Below are 16,997 nucleotides of genomic sequence, written 5' to 3'. Positions count from 1 at the left end.
AGATCTCAGGCGGGACCGCCACCATTCGAGCCGTGCTTTCCACCCGATCCCATGAGTTCAGGCCAAAAGTCCGCCTCGGCGTGTTCTAACTCTTGGTCCAACTCCGGGTATGGGCGCGTGTCATCGGGCAATTCGACCCAGGCGGTATCGACGGCAAGCGCCGATCCGCTCTGCAACGTGACTGCGGTGGAGTCCGGCCGGTCGCATGGCCCGTAGCGGTATTCGCCGAATCTTGTGAGCAGATCCGCGGCGCCGGGCGAGAAATAATAGATCGGCTGCTCATCGCGGCTTCGGTAAAAGGCGGCGACGTCCCAGTCGAGGCTGTCGTAATGCGGCAGAAACAGCTTCAGAAAATGATCCTGGACCACCAGGCGAAATTTAGGTTCCGGCATTGACGATATTGCGGGGTCGAGTTTGAGCCAGCTCATGTCCTTATCCTTTCCTATCGTAAAGAACAAAATAAGAACATTTGGCCTGAGAGTCAAATCTCAGACCGTTGTAGGCGTCACAGGTCCAGCGTGATTGATCGCCTCTCCTGAAATCGGCGGCTGGCTCTCGAACGGTGAGCGGAGCGCTTCGATCAAGCAAGCAAGAAAGGGTCTTTCGAGCTTGGCGTGAACGAGTTCAACCGCAATCGTGATCGCATGGCGACCCTGTGAGCTATCGATATCGCAATGGTTCAGGTGGCACCACTCGCGCACAGCGGAGGTGACAGTTTCAATCTCATTGTCGGAAAGGGAAATAAGGGACAATAACATGCACGTGCTCCCCCGTTCGATCGGCAAGAGCAAGTATGAACTCCCAAGCGGCGCCTACCAGTTATCCCTGACGCCGGTAATCAGTAGCTTACTCTCATTTCCTTAGATGAATAGCCCAATAATCGACTCTGCCCACTCAGCAGCGATTCACGATTGCTGCGGTCACAAAAGCATAGCCTGCTGTAGCGGTTCGCCGTCTTTCGCGACGATCGATGAGCCATATGGCTCGCGAGACGATATGATCAGCGCGTCGTCGGCTAGCGGTCGCGCCAGGTGCATGGCCTCATCCCATGGCGCCCGCATCCAGACGTCGGTTTCCTCAGGTGTGAGCAGCAGCACCGGCATCGCCTTTTTATGGATCGGCTTCACCAGCGCATTCGGGTCGGTGGTGAGGAAACCATAGAGATCATCTGTCGTCAGCCCATCCTTGACCTTCCTGACGCTCTTCCATTGCGGCACGTGGATGCCGGCGAAAAACATCAGCGACTTTTCCTCATCGCGGGCAAACCAGGCATTCGGCACGTTGCCGCCGTCCTCCTGGCTGGAAGGATCCGGCTCCGCGAAGCTGGTGACGGGCACGAGGCATCGATGCTCAATGCCAAACCAGCGCTTCCAGTGTGGCAGGTTAAGTTTGCGCACATTGGTGACGCCACGGTCGGGCTCCATGCGAATGAGCTCGTCCATTTCGACGGTCTGGCCCTTGGCTCTCAGCTTGTCGGCGCGGGTCTCCGCTGCCTGTTTCTGGACGAAGATTGGCGAGGGCAGCCCCCAGCGTGCATGGACAAGTTGCTTGCGACCATCGGGGGAATTTCGAACGATCGGCCCTGTCTGGTCCGGGTTCATCTGGTAGGCCGGCATTATATTGATCAGGCTCTCAATGTCCTGTGCCCATCTGCTGACCCAGTCCTTATCTTCCATGCGATATAGATTGCACATGCGACGCCTCACTCCCGATTGACCCGATTTATCTTAGCGTATGTCGCGCCGTTCGCTAGTCGAGGTGGAACTTCGGCATTGTCCTGACGCTTACACAATCCCTTTTAGGATACATGGCGAAGCCTTCCGTCCGTCGGCCCGGCAGGGACTGTATCTCCGCAATTACGGTCATTTGCGATGATATGACCTTCGCGGCGTCAGCCGGGTCCGCGCGGCTTTTACTCCAATGCAGACGGTTGGGTCTAGCAAGTCTGTTCTCCGCAAATATGCGGAGTAAAATCGTGTTATCTCCGCAAGTACTCAAAAAAGGTCATATGGAGAGGTCGGCACTTTCGAGTTCATGATTGCGAGTGTTTGTTTCCGATTTTTTACCGATGGCGGCGACGTGGAAATGATCGGCGCACCTCCTTCTAATCGAGGCGGAAAATTTTTGTGGTGTCTGTTGTTCACGCAGCCCCCGTATGTTGCATGGTGGAGCCTTACGTCGGCCATGCATGCAGAGGGGAAAGCTTAAGAACAATGTGACGATCTCAGCTTTATCCCCGTTATCCAAGCAGATTGTGATTTAGAGAGGCGATAGCGGAAAAAATTCTCAAGGTAGCTACCTGCCTGATTCCGATAACTATTCGCTGATTTTCCAATCATCAGGATAATATTCCCACCCATTCGGCTGCTTGACTCTTTGTTGCAGTGGGAACAGAAACGGAACATCCGCATTTTGTCCAGCATGATGCTGGTCCAGAATATCTGCCACACGACCTTGAAGGAAGCCGTGAACGATGACTGCTGCCCGAGCCCCAAGGATATCGGACGGGATATCGGATGTGATCGCAGATTTGCGTGAGCGGATTGCGACGATGGAAGGCGTATCGGCCAGAAAGGTCGGCTGTCTTGCCTTCGGCGTTCCCGAGATCGATGCGATCCTGCCGGGCGGTGGGCTGGCCTACGGGGCATTGCATGAATTCGCCGGCGGCGGGGCGGGGACTGTCGATGGCGCCGCCGCAGCCTTGTGTGCCGCCGGCATTGCCGCGCGAACCAAGGGCCCGATCGTTTGGTGCCTGACCCGGCCCGACCTGTTCTTCCCAGCCCTGGCGCAGGTTGGTCTTCATCCCGACCGGGTGATCTTCGTCGAGTCCGACAAGGAAGAGGACGTGCTTGCCAACATGGAGGAGGGCTTGGCCTTTGGCGGTCTTGGCGCCGTGGTCGGCGAACTCGTCCGATTACCGATGGTCAGCTCCCGGCGGCTGCAGCTTGCCGCGGAACGCACGGGCACGATGGCGCTTGCGGTGCGGCGATGGCGACGGCAGACGGAGGCAAACGACTTTGGTCAGCCGACCGCCTCGACGACGCGGTGGCGTGTCAGCGTCATGCCGTCGGAAGACCTTCCGGTGCCTGGTGTCGGTCGGGCGCAGTGGTTTCTGGAATTGATGCGCGTGAAAGCGGGTGAGTGTGCTGAGTTTCTCGTAAGGGCATGTGATGACAAGGGTCGTATCGATCTATCTCCCGGATCTGCCGACCGATCGGATCAGACGCGACGATCCGTCCATTCCGGCTGAGCAGGCAATCGCGGTGATTGCCAAGAGCGGTTCGAAACGTTGGGTATCATCAGTGGATGCGGCTGCGCGCAAAGCTGGCCTGCGTGTTGGCATGCCGGCAGCCAAGGCCCAGGCGCTGTTTCGCGGATTGATGCTTGTCGATGCTGAGCCTGATGTCGATGCGGCGGCACTTGAACGGATAACGCTATGGGCGCTCACCCAATACTCCCCAATCGTTGCCGTCGACGGCACAGACGGGATCGTGCTCGACACGGAAGGCGCCGATCATCTTCAGGGTGGTGAACTGCCCATGGTCACGAAGATCTCCAACCAGTTCCTGGCGCGCAAGCTGACAGCGCGCGTTGCGATCGCCGACACCTGGGGTGCGGCCCATGCCTGCGCGCGGGCCATTAGCCGCGAGACCGTCATCGTACCTGTTGGCAAGACCGTAGCTGCCGTCGAAAAGCTGCCGATCACGCTCTTGCGGATACCGGAGAAGATCCTCAGTGATCTCCGCACGCTCGGCTTCCACACTGTTGGCGAGTTGGCCAATACCCCACGCGCGCCGCTGACGCTGCGCTTTGGACCAGAAATCGCCCGGCGCCTTGACCAGATGTTCGGTCGCGTCGCAGAGCCGATCGATCCGATACGAACGCCAGAGCTGATCGAGGTCGCAAGAGCCTTCGCAGAGCCAATCGGGGCTGCCGAGACCATCGACAAATATGTCGGCCGCCTCGTCGTACAGCTGATTGGCGAGCTGCAGAAGCGCGGTCTCGGCGTGCGCCGCGCCGACCTGATCGTCGAGAAGGTCGACGGCAGCAGGCAGGCGATCCGCGCCGGAACGGCCAAGCCCGCCCGTGATATCGCCTGGCTCACCAAGCTGTTTCGTGACCGGACGGAAAAGATCGAGCCCGGCTTCGGGATCGAAAAATTGACGCTGGTTGCCGTCATGGCTGAACCGCTTGAGGACATGCAAAGGGTCTCGTCCCTGGTCGAGGACGAGGTGAGGGATGTCACCCCGCTGATCGACATTTACGGCAATCGCGGACAACGGGTCTATCGTGTGGCGCCGGTTGCATCAGACGTACCCGAACGCTCGGTTCAGCGCATCGCCGCCGCATCAGATCCGCTCGAAGTCGCATGGGTCGGTCATTGGCGCCGGCCAGTCCGCCTTCTGCCGCGACCGGAACTGATCACGGCAATCGCCCTCATGCCGGATCATCCACCGGCCTCGATTGTCTGGCGCGGCCGGCGGCGCAAGGTCAAGCGTGCCGACGGTCCTGAGCGCATCTTCGGCGAGTGGTGGCAGCGCGACGCCGAGATGGAGGCGGTCAGAGACTACTTCGTCATCGAGGATGAAGCCGGCGAACGGCTCTGGGTGTTTCGAGCAGGTGATGGTGTCGATCCTGAGACCGGTGACCATCGCTGGTTCATACACGGAATATTCGCATGAGCTATGCCGAGCTTCAGGTCACGACGCATTTCTCGTTTCTACGCGGCGCGTCGTCTGCCAACGAGCTCTTCACCCGGGCAAAAGAGCTTGGCATCGAGGCGATCGGGGTCGTCGATCGCAACAGCCTGGCCGGTATCGTTCGTGCGCTCGAAGCGTCGCGCGCCACCGACCTGCGACTGGTCGTCGGCTGTCGGCTGGATCTTGCCGATGGCATGTCTGTCCTGGTCTATCCGACCGATCGCGCCGCCTATTCCCGGCTGACGCGCCTGATCACCCTTGGAAAGAGCCGTGGCGGCAAGAACAACTGTGTTCTTCATTGGGACGACGTCGTCGCCTATTGCGACGGGATGATCGGCATTCTGGTGCCTGATCTCGCCGACGAGACCTGCGCCGTGCAGCTGCGCAAGCTGGCCGAAATCTTTGGCGATCGTGCCTATGTGTCGCTCTGTCTGCGCCGGCGGCCGAATGACCAGCTGCGTCTGCACGAGATCTCCAACATGGCCGTGCGGTTCAAGGTCAAAGCCGTCGTCACCAATGACGTGCTCTTCCATGAACCGGGTCGGCGACAGCTGCAGGATGTCGTCACCTGCATCCGTCACAAGACCACAATCGATGACGTCGGCTTCGAGCGCGAGCGCCACGCCGATCGCTATCTGAAACCACCAGAGGAAATGCAGCGGCTGTTTCCGCGTTACCGGCAAGCGCTGGCGCGGACGATGGAGATCGTGCGGCGTTGCACGTTTTCGCTCGAGGAGCTGACCTATCAGTATCCCGAGGAAGCGATTGTACCAGGCAAGGATGCCCAGTCTTCGCTCGAGCATTATGTCTGGGAATGCGTGCCCGATCGCTATCCGGAAGGCCTGCCACCTGAAGTACTGAAGATCGTGCGCCATGAGCTCGACCTCATCCGCACCATGAAATATGCGCCCTACTTCCTGACCGTCTTCTCGATCGTCCGTTACGCCCGCAGTCAGGGGATCTTGTGCCAGGGCCGCGGTTCGGCCGCCAACAGTGCGGTCTGCTATATTCTCGGCATCACCTCGATCGACCCTTCGACCAACGACCTGCTGTTCGAACGCTTCGTCAGCCAGGAGCGCGACGAGCCACCTGACATCGACGTGGATTTCGAACACGAGCGCCGCGAAGAGGTCATTCAATGGATCTATCGGACCTATGGCCGGGAGAAAGCAGCGCTTTGTGCCACCGTCACGCGCTACCGAGCCCGCGGCGCCATCCGCGATGTCGGCAAGGCGCTCGGGCTGCCTGAAGACGTGATCAAGGCGCTTTCCTCAGGCATGTGGTCCTGGTCGGAAGAGGTCTGCGATCGCAATGTCCGTGAACTCAATCTCAATCCCGACGATCGGCGTCTCGCCTTGACCCTGAAACTAGCGCAGCAACTGATGGGGGCGCCGCGCCATCTTGGTCAGCACCCGGGTGGCTTTGTCCTGACCCATGATCGGCTCGATGATCTGGTTCCAATCGAGCCGGCGACCATGAAGGATCGACAGATCATCGAGTGGGACAAGGATGATGTCGAGGCGCTGAAGTTTATGAAGGTCGACGTGTTGGCCCTCGGCATGCTCACCTGCATGGCCAAGGCCTTCGAGCTCATTCGCGAGCACAAGGATCGGGACATTGATCTCGCAACCATCCCGCAGGAGGATCCAGCGACCTATGCGATGATCCGCAAGGCCGATACGCTCGGGACCTTTCAGATCGAAAGCCGCGCCCAGATGGCCATGCTGCCGCGACTGAAGCCGCGAACCTTCTATGATCTCGTCGTGCAGGTGGCGATCGTTCGCCCCGGGCCTATCCAGGGTGACATGGTGCATCCCTATCTGCGTCGACGCGAAGGCAAAGAGGCAGTCGAGTACCCGACGCCTGAGCTTGAAGCGGTTCTTGGCAAGACGCTTGGTGTGCCGCTGTTTCAAGAATCTGCGATGCGGGTCGCCATGGTCTGCGCCGGCTTCACCGGCGGCGAGGCGGACCAGCTGCGCAAATCCATGGCGACCTTCAAGTTCACCGGTGGCGTGTCGCGCTTCAAGGACAAGCTCGTGTCCGGCATGGTGAAGAACGGCTACACCCCTGAATTCGCCGAGAAGACATTCAGTCAGCTTGAGGGGTTTGGATCCTATGGTTTTCCGGAAAGCCACGCGGCTTCGTTCGCCCTGATTGCCTATGCCTCGAACTATATCAAGCGTCATTTCCCCGAGGCATTCTGCGCGGCGCTGATCAACAGTCAGCCCATGGGGTTTTACGCGCCAGCCCAGATTGTCGGCGACGCGCGAGCCCATGACGTCGAGGTGCGTCCCGTCTGCATCAACCGATCCCGGTGGGACTGTACCTTGGAGAGAATAGGTAACGGCGACCGGCATGCCGTCCGGCTGGGCTTCCGGCGGGTCAAGGGCTTGGCGGTCGCAGATGCTGCCCGCATTGTCGCCGGTCGCATGAACCGGGATTTCCAGTCGGTCGATGATACGTGGCGTCGGTCCGGTGTGCCCGCTGAAGCGCTCGTTCAGCTCGCCCAGGCCGATGCCTTCCTGCCGTCGTTAAAGCTCGAGCGCCGTGATGCACTCTGGGCGGTCAAGGCATTGCGCGACGAACCCCTGCCGCTGTTTGCCGCGGCGGCTGAGCGCGAGATGCAGACCATCGCCGAACAACAGGAGCCAGACGTGGAGCTTCGGCAGATGACGGATGGCCACAACGTTATCCAGGACTACAGCCATACCGGTCTGACATTGCGCCAGCATCCAATTGCCTTCCTACGCAAGGATCTGCAGGAGCGCAATATCATCACCTGCAGCGAGGCGATGAATGCGCGTGATGGACGATGGGTCTATACAGCTGGCCTCGTCCTCGTGCGCCAGAAACCAGGGTCGGCCAAAGGCGTGATGTTCATCACCATCGAGGACGAGACCGGGCCGGCCAACATCGTTGTCTGGCCGACGCTGTTTGAAAAGCGCAGGCGCGTCGTGCTGGGATCCTCGATGATGGCGATCAATGGGCGGATCCAGCGGGAAGGGGAGGTGGTACACCTGGTGGCGCAGCAGCTGTTCGATCTATCGGCCGATCTTTCCGGGCTCGCCGATCGCGATACAGAGTTCAGGTTGCCAACGGGCAGGGGGGACGAGTTTGCGCATGGAGGTGGTCCCGATCCACGCGATGCGCCGAAGCCGGTCGTGCAGGCACGGGACATGTTTGTGCGTGATTTGCATATCGACACGCTGAAGGTGAAGGCGCGAAATTTTCATTGATTGGGTGACCCTGCCCGGTTCCCCTCTTTGCACGAAGATCTCTTAGTTACTCAATGCGCGGTGCTGAGCGAAATGAAATGGTAATGAGAATCGTCGTTTAATCTCAAAAAGTGCCTTGGATGTCTTTGGACGCCTTGATTGTGTTAAATTTTTTTGCAAACTAGGAGTGGAACCAGATAGGCCGCAAAACATTTCGGTATTGATTTGGTCGAAACGAAAACGTGGTCGCGAACTAGTTGATTTTAAAAAGAAGCAAACCGAAATGTCTGCCATGCCCCGTCGCAAGACACATCCGACAGTAGGTGTATCCCCAACCGAAATGTTCTTTCGTGCGGCGAGCGCGGCGCCGTCCTTTCAGTCGTTAGGAGTATTTGCGATATCGGATCCGTTGGACGATAATCAATTGGTGATTAACGTCGTGGGAAAATCTGCCGCCGATCAAAAGGCGAAATCGCTAGCGAACGCCCACAATCTAACGATGGTGATCGAACGGATTGCCTTGGCACAGTACCGAGTTCGTCCGGCTCGTCCTAAAGACACGACCGCTGGATTTGGTGTAGTATTAGTAAAGCCTAAAGGTGTGGGAGTTGGTGAGATGGCCAAACCACTATTAACGCAGTTGCAAAGAACAGCACGAGCACAACAAGACAAAGACAAGGTCCTTGGTCGCTTGATCGAGTATATTGGTGACCGTAAAGAAGCTGAGAGATGGTTCAAGGAATACCATATCCCAGGCTTTGGTGGTCTGACTTCGCTCCAATTGGTGCGTAAAGGGCAAACGAAGGCGCTGCTCCACTACATCAATGGTATGTTTGCCGGCTCTTTCGCATAATGCGCTTCCAAAATATCGTCTATCGAGCCCATTCACCGAAATGGGCTCATGACCCTGTGTCAGGTGCAGGCGCCGCATTGGTAGGCGGGCGCTTCAACGCGCTCGGTACACCTGCCTTCTATACTGCGCTGGAGCCGGAAACGGCACTAGCAGAATTCAAGGGTGGCGTAGACCCGAAGTTCAAGCCTTGCACTTTGGTATCTTACACTGTCGATTGTGATCCCATTGCTGATTTGACCGACCCAGCGTTTCGGAGCAAACGGGGTATAACCCTGGCGGACTTGAAATGTGCATGGGCGCTTCTAATGCATACACAAACTCCTCCGTCGTGGAAAATTGCCGCCGATCTCATTGCCGACGGCTACGCTGGGATCTTGGTCGATAGCTTTGCCACAGGAGGTTCCTCTGGAACGAATCTGGTCCTGTGGAAGTTTGGAGATAAACTTCCATTCTTTATCGCGCATCACGACCCGGACGGCGCGCTGCCCAAGAACCAGGATTCCTGGACCTGACCACAGGCAATTGCTTAAGCTGTCTGTGCCACCACGGATTTATGCCTATGCCTCCAAAATAGCGCAAAAACTTACCGGTGACGGGCGGGATACATCCTCGATCTGGTGACACGCCAAGTCGCACAGGGATGCGGCTGACGCTTCCTGCGCAACCTTGTTACGTGTTGTCCGCTCTGCTGCCACCGGACAAACCTGGATCCAAGGTCTCTCCATGTGAAGGACGCCGGCATGTGCCGGCGCTTCACTGCAGCTAGTGCACTGCGCCCGATCCTCCGACCGCGACAATTGCGAAAGGCTGCCCTTCGACGTCAATAGTTCGGTCTTGCTTGAATGTCTCGACGTCAACCATGCGAACCATACCACGGCGCGGGTCGGTCACCGCGATGTGGTCGCCGGCAACGGCAAGGCGTGGCCGCGGGTCGCGCCAATGGCCATCCTTGCTATAGGGTTCGGTAACCGATAACGACCTCTTGATGCTGCCGTCCACAACGTCGAGCAGATGAAGCTTACCGTCCTCCGTCAGGATATAGGCATTGTGGGGCCTTGCGGGTCCAGCGCGAAATCGACACGGCGGAGCGGCAGGTCGATGAGGCGATAGGGCTTCTTGTCATCAGGGTCGATCAGCACCACCTTGTCCTCCCCGTAATTGCCAAGAAAAAACTGCATGGAGGTCCCGCCAAGAAGCGTCGAGACCTTGCCCTTGGGCAATGCGTCGCCGTAGCTCAGCATCTCGAACTTCGGCCCATCGATGCCGCCAGGCCGCGCGACAAGGACACCTTCCTCGCAACCGAAGGCAACAAGACGCGCGGAGGTCGCTTCACCGTGGAGGCCCGTGCATTGTTCCACGTCACCGATTTGCTTGCCCTCCCTGTCGAGCACGCGAAGACCAAGGCGTGGCGGCAATTCCCCCTCTCTGACCGGTGCTTCCATGTTTGGCACGGAGACGAGGAGATGTTTGCCCATAGGAACAGCAACCCCGTGATGAGGAGCCGTGGTGTTGTATGGCTTGGGATCGACCTTGCCCTCCTGCAGCGCGCTTTCCTTGAGAAGGTCGAAGCTGCCGCCGCGATCGAAAAAGACCGCAATGTCGTCTCCATGCGCGACGACGTGGCCCGGCTTCTCGCCTTTGATCGTCGCCAGCGGCTCCGGGTCCTTGATCTCGATGTCGCGATGGTCGCCATGGTCGGACAGGTGAATGCCCGTGTCGATCGCGTGGACAACATCGTGGTCGCCCTGGATTGCGAACACGGTACGGCCGGTATCGCTGAGCGACATTGCTGCATAACCCTCCAGTTCGAAGCGACCGATCTCCTTGTCGCTACCAAGATCGATGGCGCGCACGGTAGGTTGCGTGTGGTCGGCGATAAAAAGGCGCCAGGTCGCGCGGCGCTCCTCCTCGGCACGCAGCGTCAGGGGCGCAACGGTCCCGGCGATAATGGTTGTGGCTAGAAGTAGAGGGATTTTGGATCGGAACATGAATGTCTCCCAACTGTGAAAACTCGGCTGTCGAAGCGGTCTTCGTGACCTCCAAATCAGTCGACGGCCACGATTGAGCATCGAATCGTAACGTTATACCGTTACTATAAATCGTGACTGGTTTGTTTAGTCAAGACGCGATCGGCGTTTTCAGGAAACAGGACGAAGAGGACCGGACACCCACCACCAAACCTTGACTTTCCTGACGAGGCACCGAGCTTTCGCAGATCTTGCTGTCCATTCTGCTATGTTACGCGATCGCAGAGGCAGCAAGACGATAGGAAAGGGAACGAGATGAAACGCATTCCAGCTCTTCTACTCCTCGCTGCATCCGGTTTGGCCGGATGTAGTCCAACGCAACAGGGTGCCGGTATCGGCGCAGCAACAGGTGCTGTCGTGGGCGGCGTTGCGACCGGTAACGTCCGCGGTGCGGCAGTTGGCGCAGCGGTTGGCGGCGTCGCCGGTGCGGTGATTGGCAACGTGGCCGGTCAACCTGGCAAATGCTATTATCGTGATCGCAACGGTCAGCAATATGTGGCGGCTTGCCCTCAGTAGAATATCTCAGCCCCTTATCGTCGATTTTTGTCCAAGGTAGGGGGCTGATGCTTTCTGGAGATTGTCTCCACGCCTGATGACCCACGACCAGCTTGTAATGTCCGCCCGTTCGGCACATCTCGCAGCCAGGATCTGGAACACTGGACGCGACGAGCGGAAGCAAGATCCAGGACCTGTCATCTTGGCACCACGACCCATCACTTCGCGCGTCGTCAAGCTCTTCGTGAGCTAGCGCGACCCTTCGACACGGATCTGACCTTCACATACCAAGCCGCATGCCATTTGAGTGACACGCTCGGCTATCCCTGTTCGCCCTTTTGGCGGAAGACCAGGAGTATGAAATAAGGGCATCCGATAAAAGCCGCTAGAACACCCGCCGGGATTTCATAGGGAAAGTCCACGCGTCGGCCAATCCAGTCCGCGAGCATCATCAGCAATCCGCCAATTGCGCTCGACATCAGCATGAAGGATCCCGGACCCTTTGGACGCGCCATGCGCGCCATATGGGGCGCCATGAGGCCGACAAAGCTCAATGGGCCAACAATCAGCGTAGCGGCTGCAGTCAATGTCGAACAAAACAACAAGAGCGCGGCGCGCACGCGCGCAGGGCGCATCCCGATTGATCGCGCCAATGCATCGCCCATCGGCAGGATCTCGATCCAGCGACGAAAAAGCGGCGAAAGCAATAGTGAAAGAACGGTGATGAGTGCGGCGACGATCGCAACCATTCCGGTGGCGCGAAACGTCGGCCCCATTGTCCATGCGAGGACATAGGTTGCGCGCGGATCGCCACTGGCGACGATGACGGAAATGATCGAGGTGACCAATGCCCCCACTGCGACGCCCGCCAGCATGACCGGGCCAGGGGCGAAATTGTGCCGCTTGGCGATGACGAAGATAATGGCGAGTGCAAGAAGAGCGCCGATCATTCCGCCCGCCAATGGCAGGATCGGCGAGCTCATGCCGCCCAAAAACAGGGCCGCAATTATGCCCAAGCCAGCACCGCCGCTCACCCCCAACCCCTCGGGACTTGCCAAGGGGTTTCGCGCAACCGCCTGCAGGACGGCTCCTGCCAACGCCAGCATGGCGCCGGCGGACAACGATGTGAGAACCCTCGGCCAGCGGCCTTGCACAAGAACCGAAACCTCAATGTTCGCAGAAGAAACATGCTCGCTCAGCGAAAGGACTGCGACCACGATCATCAGCGCGACCGATAGCGGCAGCGCAAGGTTTCTGGTGATGGGGGCCACGGCGTGGTGAACGCGCTCAATAGTTGCCTGGAATGGGGCCGCAGGTACCTCGCGCAGCATGAACAGCATCATGAGTGCGCCTCCAAGAGCGGTGATGGTTCCTGTCGGCACTTCTCCCATGTAGGGCGTCAGGACGAGCACCGCGCCATCGGCCAATAGCAACAAGCCACCGCCGATCAACGCACCCCATACAAGCCTTTGCGTGAACCTCCGCGCGCCACTAAGGCGCGCGATGTGGGGGGCAGCAAGGCCAATGAATGCGATGACCCCAATGCGGGCGACGACCATTGCCGACAGCGTCGTGGCCAGGATGAGCACGGCCAGGCGCAGCTTCGAGAGAGATACCCCAAGACTTCGCGCGCCCGCATCGTCAATCCCGGCAATCGCGAGCGGTCGGACAAAAAGCAGGAGCATTGGGATAAGTACGAGCATTCGCAACGAAAGCGCGCCGGCGTTGGAAAAGTCGTTTTGAATAAGCGAGCCACTTCCCCAGATGAACACACTGCGCAGATATTCATGATGGAATAGTGCCATCACAACTGACGCGGAGCCAGCCGCAAAGCTGACGATCATTCCCGACAGAAGCAGCGTAACCGGCGCAAAGCCACTCCTGGCTGCAAGTCCGCAGACAAGCGCGACTGCGGCCAATGCACCGGCAACGCCTGCAAGTTCGCGCCCTTGTGCCGACATACTGGCAAAGGTGAGGGAGGCAACCGTAATTGCCAGTTGGGCGCCCGAAAGCACGCCGAGCGTAGATGGCTCCGCAAGCGGATTTTTCAGGAGTTGCTGGAAGATCGTACCCGTAAAACCCAGGGCCGTCCCGGCAAGAATGGCAACTGCTATGCGCGGCAGCAGGGAAAAGTGAACATAGACTTCTCCAAACGCGGCGCTGTCGGGATTGACAAAAGCTTCGAGCAGTCGATCGGCTGGAACGTACCTCATTTGTCCAGTGAGGCTAAGGACTAACCCGACGATCATGGCGACCCAGTAAAAACGAGCCGGCGTCACGTATTGGTTTTTAAGCAAAGCCAAGCGCCTTTCGAAGAACTTCAGCAAAGCGCATTGCTGATGGAAACGCTCCAAACACCCAGGTCGGAGGAATGGTTGAGACATCGCCTCGCTGGACTGCAGGCAGGGACTGCCACAGTGCACTTTTTAAGAATGTATCGGGCGGACCGGGTTCGATGATGAGCAGCCGCGCCTCGGGGTGTCTTGCGATGGCGTCGAGGCCCGCGGTAGCAAAGCCCCAATTGTTGGTCGGTTCGTTCCAGGCATTCGTGATGCCGATCTTTGCGAGCACATCGTCGAACAGGCTGCCGGTTCCATAGATGTCGATAACGCGGTCATCTGTGAACTTGACGATCATCAGCGGCCGGCCGTCATAGCTACTCATCTCAGCCTTGATGGCAGCCAGCCTGGCATGAGCGCCTTCCAGATAAGCATCGGCTGCCGCCAAGCGTCCAATACGCTGTCCGATCGCAACCAGTGCCTCATGGGATCGCCGCAAGGGCTGCTGTTCGGCTGTGTAAAGCGGTAGCGCCATGGTTGGCGCTATGTCTTGCAAACGCGCTTCAGACACGCCGTAATTGGCCTGAGACAGGATAAGGTCGGGTTGCAACGACCTTAGGAGTTCCATGTTGGGCCACGAACGCAGACCAAGGTCGATCGTGTCCTTCGGAAGCGCCGGGACAACAACACGGTCGCCATAAAGTGGCGTTTCCGCGACAGCCTGCGGAGCGACGCCGATCGCCAGTAGGCTTTCTGCCCAGCCCCAATCCAGGACCGCGATTTTGGAATGAGCAAGTTCAGCTGACGCCGCATTCGGCACCATGAACGCAGCCAACGCGGCAGCAAATTGCCGCCGCGTCAGTTGACCGGGATGAGGTTTTCGAGGTCTTTCCACCGTTACCAGCTATATTTCAACGTGGCATAGACGGTGCGTCCTTCGCCCCAGTAGCATCCGGTCGCCGCTATGCAGGTCGACACGTATTTGCGGTCGAACAGATTGCTCACGTTGAGCGCTGCTTTCAGCCCCTCCAGCTTCGGATTGGCTTTGCCAAAATCGTAGCGGATGGCGGCGTCGAAGACGGTATAGCTCGGGATGTCGAACTTGTTGGCGTTGTCACCGAATGTCTGGCCCGTGTATCGGGCTCCAGCTCCAAGGCTCAACCCATCCCAGTTCGTCGAGCTCTGCAAGGCGTAGTCCAGCCAGATGGACGCCTGATTTCGTGGCACGAAGGCAAAGCGGTTACCTGTATTGCTGACGCCCGCAGCATTCGTATTGTCCTTGGTAATTTCGCTGTCTGTGTATGCATAGGAGGCAATTACCGAGAAGGCGTCGCTCAGTTCGGCCTTTCCTTCAATTTCGAGGCCCTTCATCGTAACCTGGCCAGTCTGCACCCGGAAATTAGTGTTAACGGGATCAGGCGAAAGCACGTTGTCCTGTGTCAGGTGATAGGCCGACAGCGTAACGAAGCTATTCATCCCTTCCGGCTGGTACTTCACGCCGACTTCGAACTGCTCGCCCGTCGTTGGACTGAACGCATTTCCGGACCGATCCGTGCCGCTTGCAGGATTGAAGGACGTCGAGTAGCCCGCGTATGGCGAAATTCCATTGTCGAAGTTGTAGACGATGCCGGTCTTCCAGGTGAAGCGTCCATCATTTTGATCGACTAGGGTGTTGGACGAACTTGTTCGTGTCCGGGTATCGGTATTAGCCCAATCATAGCGACCGCCGACGGAAAACGCGAAACGATCCCATTCGATCTGATCCTGAGCATAGATTCCGAGCTGGCTACGGTGTTGATCGATCCTCGTTGCAATTGGTGGCCTTGTGACGGTGCTCGCGCCGTAGTTGGGATCATAGGCGTTGAACGGCGTCAGAATGCCTGCAAGCGTAGACTCCTCGTAGCGACTGCTTTCATAGGAATAATCGAGCCCGAACAAGGCCGTGTGATCAAACTCACCCGTAGAGAACTTTGCAATGGCCTGATTGTCGACCGTCACAGCCCGAGCACTCTCAGGGAACGCCCAGGCATAGCGATAGAAGCCGGCCGGATTGCACACCGCGGTCGGGCAATATGGCTGTACGCGCTGGGTGTCTGTTCCGATGTAGGAGTATCGCAGGTTCTGGCGAACGGTCCACGTGTCATCGAACTCGTGCTCGAATTCGTAGCCGACCGATGCCTGGTCACTCTTGTAATAGTCGTAGCCGGGTTCGCCGGGAAAGGCTCCACGGGACAGCTCGGGATAGATGCTAGTGTAAAGCGTCCCATTTGCCGGTAACGCCGGTGCACCACCACCACCGGGCGAATAGATCTTCTGGTAGTCAGCGTGAATGGTAAGCGATGTTGCTTCGTCCGGCTTGAACGTGAACGACGGTGCGATGTAGGCTTTCCGTTCCTTGACGAAGTCGTACTGGGTATCCGTTATGCGGCCAACGCCCACGATACGGTACAGAAAGGCATCGTCGCCATTAACCGGGCCGCCAAGATCGAAAGCCGTCTGGACACGGTTGTCGGTCCCCAGCTGCAGTTCGACCTCGTTCTTGGCCGTCGCACTTGGTCGCTTCGACACCATGTTGATCAGGCCACCTGGCTCGCCTTGGCCATACAAGACGGATGAGGGGCCCTTGAGGACTTCTGCCCGCTCCAAACTGTAGGGCTCGACGCGCGGCTGCGCATAGCCGCGTGAGCCGAACGGCAAGCGCAGACCATCGAGATAGCGCCCCGGGCGAAAGCCGCGGATGGTAAACCAGTCATAGCGGGAATCGTCGCCGTACTGGCTGATAACGCCGGGCGTATAGCGAAGCGCCTGTGTCAGTGTCGCAGATCCTTGTGCCGCCATCTGGTCCTTGGTGACGACATTGATGGCCTGAGGCGTCTCCTTCAGCGACGTATCGGTCTTCGTTCCGGTTGCGCTCTGTCTGGCAACGATACCGTCGACGGGGCCGAAGGCCTGTTCGCCCGTCACGCTAATTGGCTGGAGCACGGTCGATCCATCCGACGGCGCTACACTCACGCCTCCGGCTGGATTCACCAGAACGACGGTATTCGCTGATGAAAACCGGTAAGACAGGCCGGTTCCAGCCAGAAGTCGAGAGAGGCCGGCTTCTGCGGGCATGTCACCCGAAAGCCCCGCGGTGCGCAGATTGCCGGGTAGTGCGCCGTCGAAGACGACATCGACGCCTGTGATCGACGAATAACGGACGAGCGCGGCCGATAGCGACTGCCCTGATATCGAAAACTGATAGCTCTTGGCGGTCTGGGCGTGAAGCGTCGTCACTGCAGCAAATGGGCAGAAGACGACGCAGGTCGCCAGCAGGGCCCCACGCGCCAACCCCAGTGCGCTTCGACGATCGCTTGCGAAATAGTTCAACACAGACACTCAACGCCCCCTTAGAAACATGGTCGGACCCCGGCGATACGAGGCTTCAA

At 58.5% G+C, this 16,997-nt stretch carries 12 protein-coding genes and 1 pseudogene; 6 read left to right on the top strand and 7 right to left on the bottom strand.

Going from position 1 to position 16,997, the window contains the following annotated elements:
- Nucleotides 1-5: 5 nt before the first annotated feature.
- The 3 genes from QTL96_RS09660 to QTL96_RS09650 all read right to left on the bottom strand — a co-directional run bounded on the left by QTL96_RS09660 (nucleotide 6) and on the right by QTL96_RS09650 (nucleotide 1,694).
- The gene (locus tag QTL96_RS09660; RefSeq protein ID WP_289727592.1) at nucleotides 6-428 is read right to left on the bottom strand and encodes a hypothetical protein; all 423 of its coding nucleotides are present in this window, start codon (nucleotides 426-428) and stop codon (nucleotides 6-8) included.
- A gap of 60 nt (nucleotides 429-488) precedes the next feature.
- Nucleotides 489-758, bottom strand: a complete 270-nt coding sequence (locus QTL96_RS09655; RefSeq protein WP_289727591.1) for a hypothetical protein — start codon at nucleotides 756-758, stop codon at nucleotides 489-491.
- 162 nt (nucleotides 759-920) lie between these two features.
- On the bottom strand, nucleotides 921-1,694 hold the full coding sequence (locus tag QTL96_RS09650) for an SOS response-associated peptidase (protein ID WP_289727590.1): 774 nt from the start codon (nucleotides 1,692-1,694) through the stop codon (nucleotides 921-923).
- 779 nt (nucleotides 1,695-2,473) lie between these two features.
- On the opposite strand from QTL96_RS09650, the gene QTL96_RS09645 reads away from it, so the two are divergent.
- The 5 genes from QTL96_RS09645 (at nucleotide 2,474) to QTL96_RS09625 (ending at nucleotide 9,280) form a co-directional block, all read left to right on the top strand.
- Entirely contained in the window at nucleotides 2,474-3,250 is a 777-nt protein-coding gene (locus tag QTL96_RS09645; protein WP_289727589.1) for an ImuA family protein, read from the top strand.
- Nucleotides 3,171-4,682 (top strand): DNA polymerase Y family protein, encoded by a 1,512-nt coding sequence (locus QTL96_RS09640; RefSeq protein ID WP_289727588.1) that lies wholly within the window; start codon nucleotides 3,171-3,173, stop codon nucleotides 4,680-4,682. Before QTL96_RS09645 ends, QTL96_RS09640 begins: the two co-directional genes overlap by 80 nt.
- Nucleotides 4,679-7,936, top strand: a complete 3,258-nt coding sequence (locus QTL96_RS09635; RefSeq protein ID WP_289727587.1) for an error-prone DNA polymerase — start codon at nucleotides 4,679-4,681, stop codon at nucleotides 7,934-7,936. The genes QTL96_RS09640 and QTL96_RS09635 overlap by 4 nt, the downstream gene beginning before the upstream one ends.
- A 166-nt stretch (nucleotides 7,937-8,102) precedes the next feature.
- Complete coding sequence (locus tag QTL96_RS09630) at nucleotides 8,103-8,768, top strand: hypothetical protein (protein ID WP_289727586.1); 666 nt, start codon at nucleotides 8,103-8,105, stop codon at nucleotides 8,766-8,768.
- Complete coding sequence (locus QTL96_RS09625) at nucleotides 8,768-9,280, top strand: RES domain-containing protein (protein WP_289727585.1); 513 nt, start codon at nucleotides 8,768-8,770, stop codon at nucleotides 9,278-9,280. Before QTL96_RS09630 ends, QTL96_RS09625 begins: the two co-directional genes overlap by 1 nt.
- 250 nt (nucleotides 9,281-9,530) lie before the next feature.
- Here the strand turns inward: QTL96_RS09625 and aztD are convergent.
- Nucleotides 9,531-10,756 (bottom strand): annotated as a pseudogene (aztD, locus tag QTL96_RS09620) (zinc metallochaperone AztD).
- Between the two features lie 294 nt (nucleotides 10,757-11,050).
- Here aztD and QTL96_RS09615 point away from each other — a divergent pair.
- Nucleotides 11,051-11,311, top strand: coding sequence for a YMGG-like glycine zipper-containing protein (locus QTL96_RS09615; RefSeq protein WP_112820797.1), 261 nt, complete (start codon nucleotides 11,051-11,053; stop codon nucleotides 11,309-11,311).
- A 299-nt stretch (nucleotides 11,312-11,610) separates the two neighbouring features.
- Here QTL96_RS09615 and fhuB read toward each other — a convergent pair whose 3' ends face one another.
- From fhuB to QTL96_RS09600, 3 genes are all read right to left on the bottom strand, one after another.
- Complete coding sequence (gene fhuB, locus QTL96_RS09610) at nucleotides 11,611-13,617, bottom strand: Fe(3+)-hydroxamate ABC transporter permease FhuB (protein WP_289727584.1); 2,007 nt, start codon at nucleotides 13,615-13,617, stop codon at nucleotides 11,611-11,613.
- Nucleotides 13,580-14,392: an ABC transporter substrate-binding protein gene (locus QTL96_RS09605; protein WP_289727583.1), complete on the bottom strand. Its 813-nt coding sequence runs from the start codon at nucleotides 14,390-14,392 to the stop codon at nucleotides 13,580-13,582. The genes fhuB and QTL96_RS09605 overlap by 38 nt, the downstream gene beginning before the upstream one ends.
- A gap of 74 nt (nucleotides 14,393-14,466) precedes the next feature.
- Nucleotides 14,467-16,947, bottom strand: a complete 2,481-nt coding sequence (locus tag QTL96_RS09600) for a TonB-dependent siderophore receptor (protein ID WP_289727582.1) — start codon at nucleotides 16,945-16,947, stop codon at nucleotides 14,467-14,469.
- Between the last annotated feature and the right edge of the window lie 50 nt (nucleotides 16,948-16,997).

It is taken from the genome of Rhizobium sp. S163 (assembly GCF_030380805.1).
In the GTDB taxonomy this organism is placed as follows: domain Bacteria; phylum Pseudomonadota; class Alphaproteobacteria; order Rhizobiales; family Rhizobiaceae; genus Rhizobium.
This window is presented reverse-complemented; position numbering and strand designations above follow the sequence as displayed.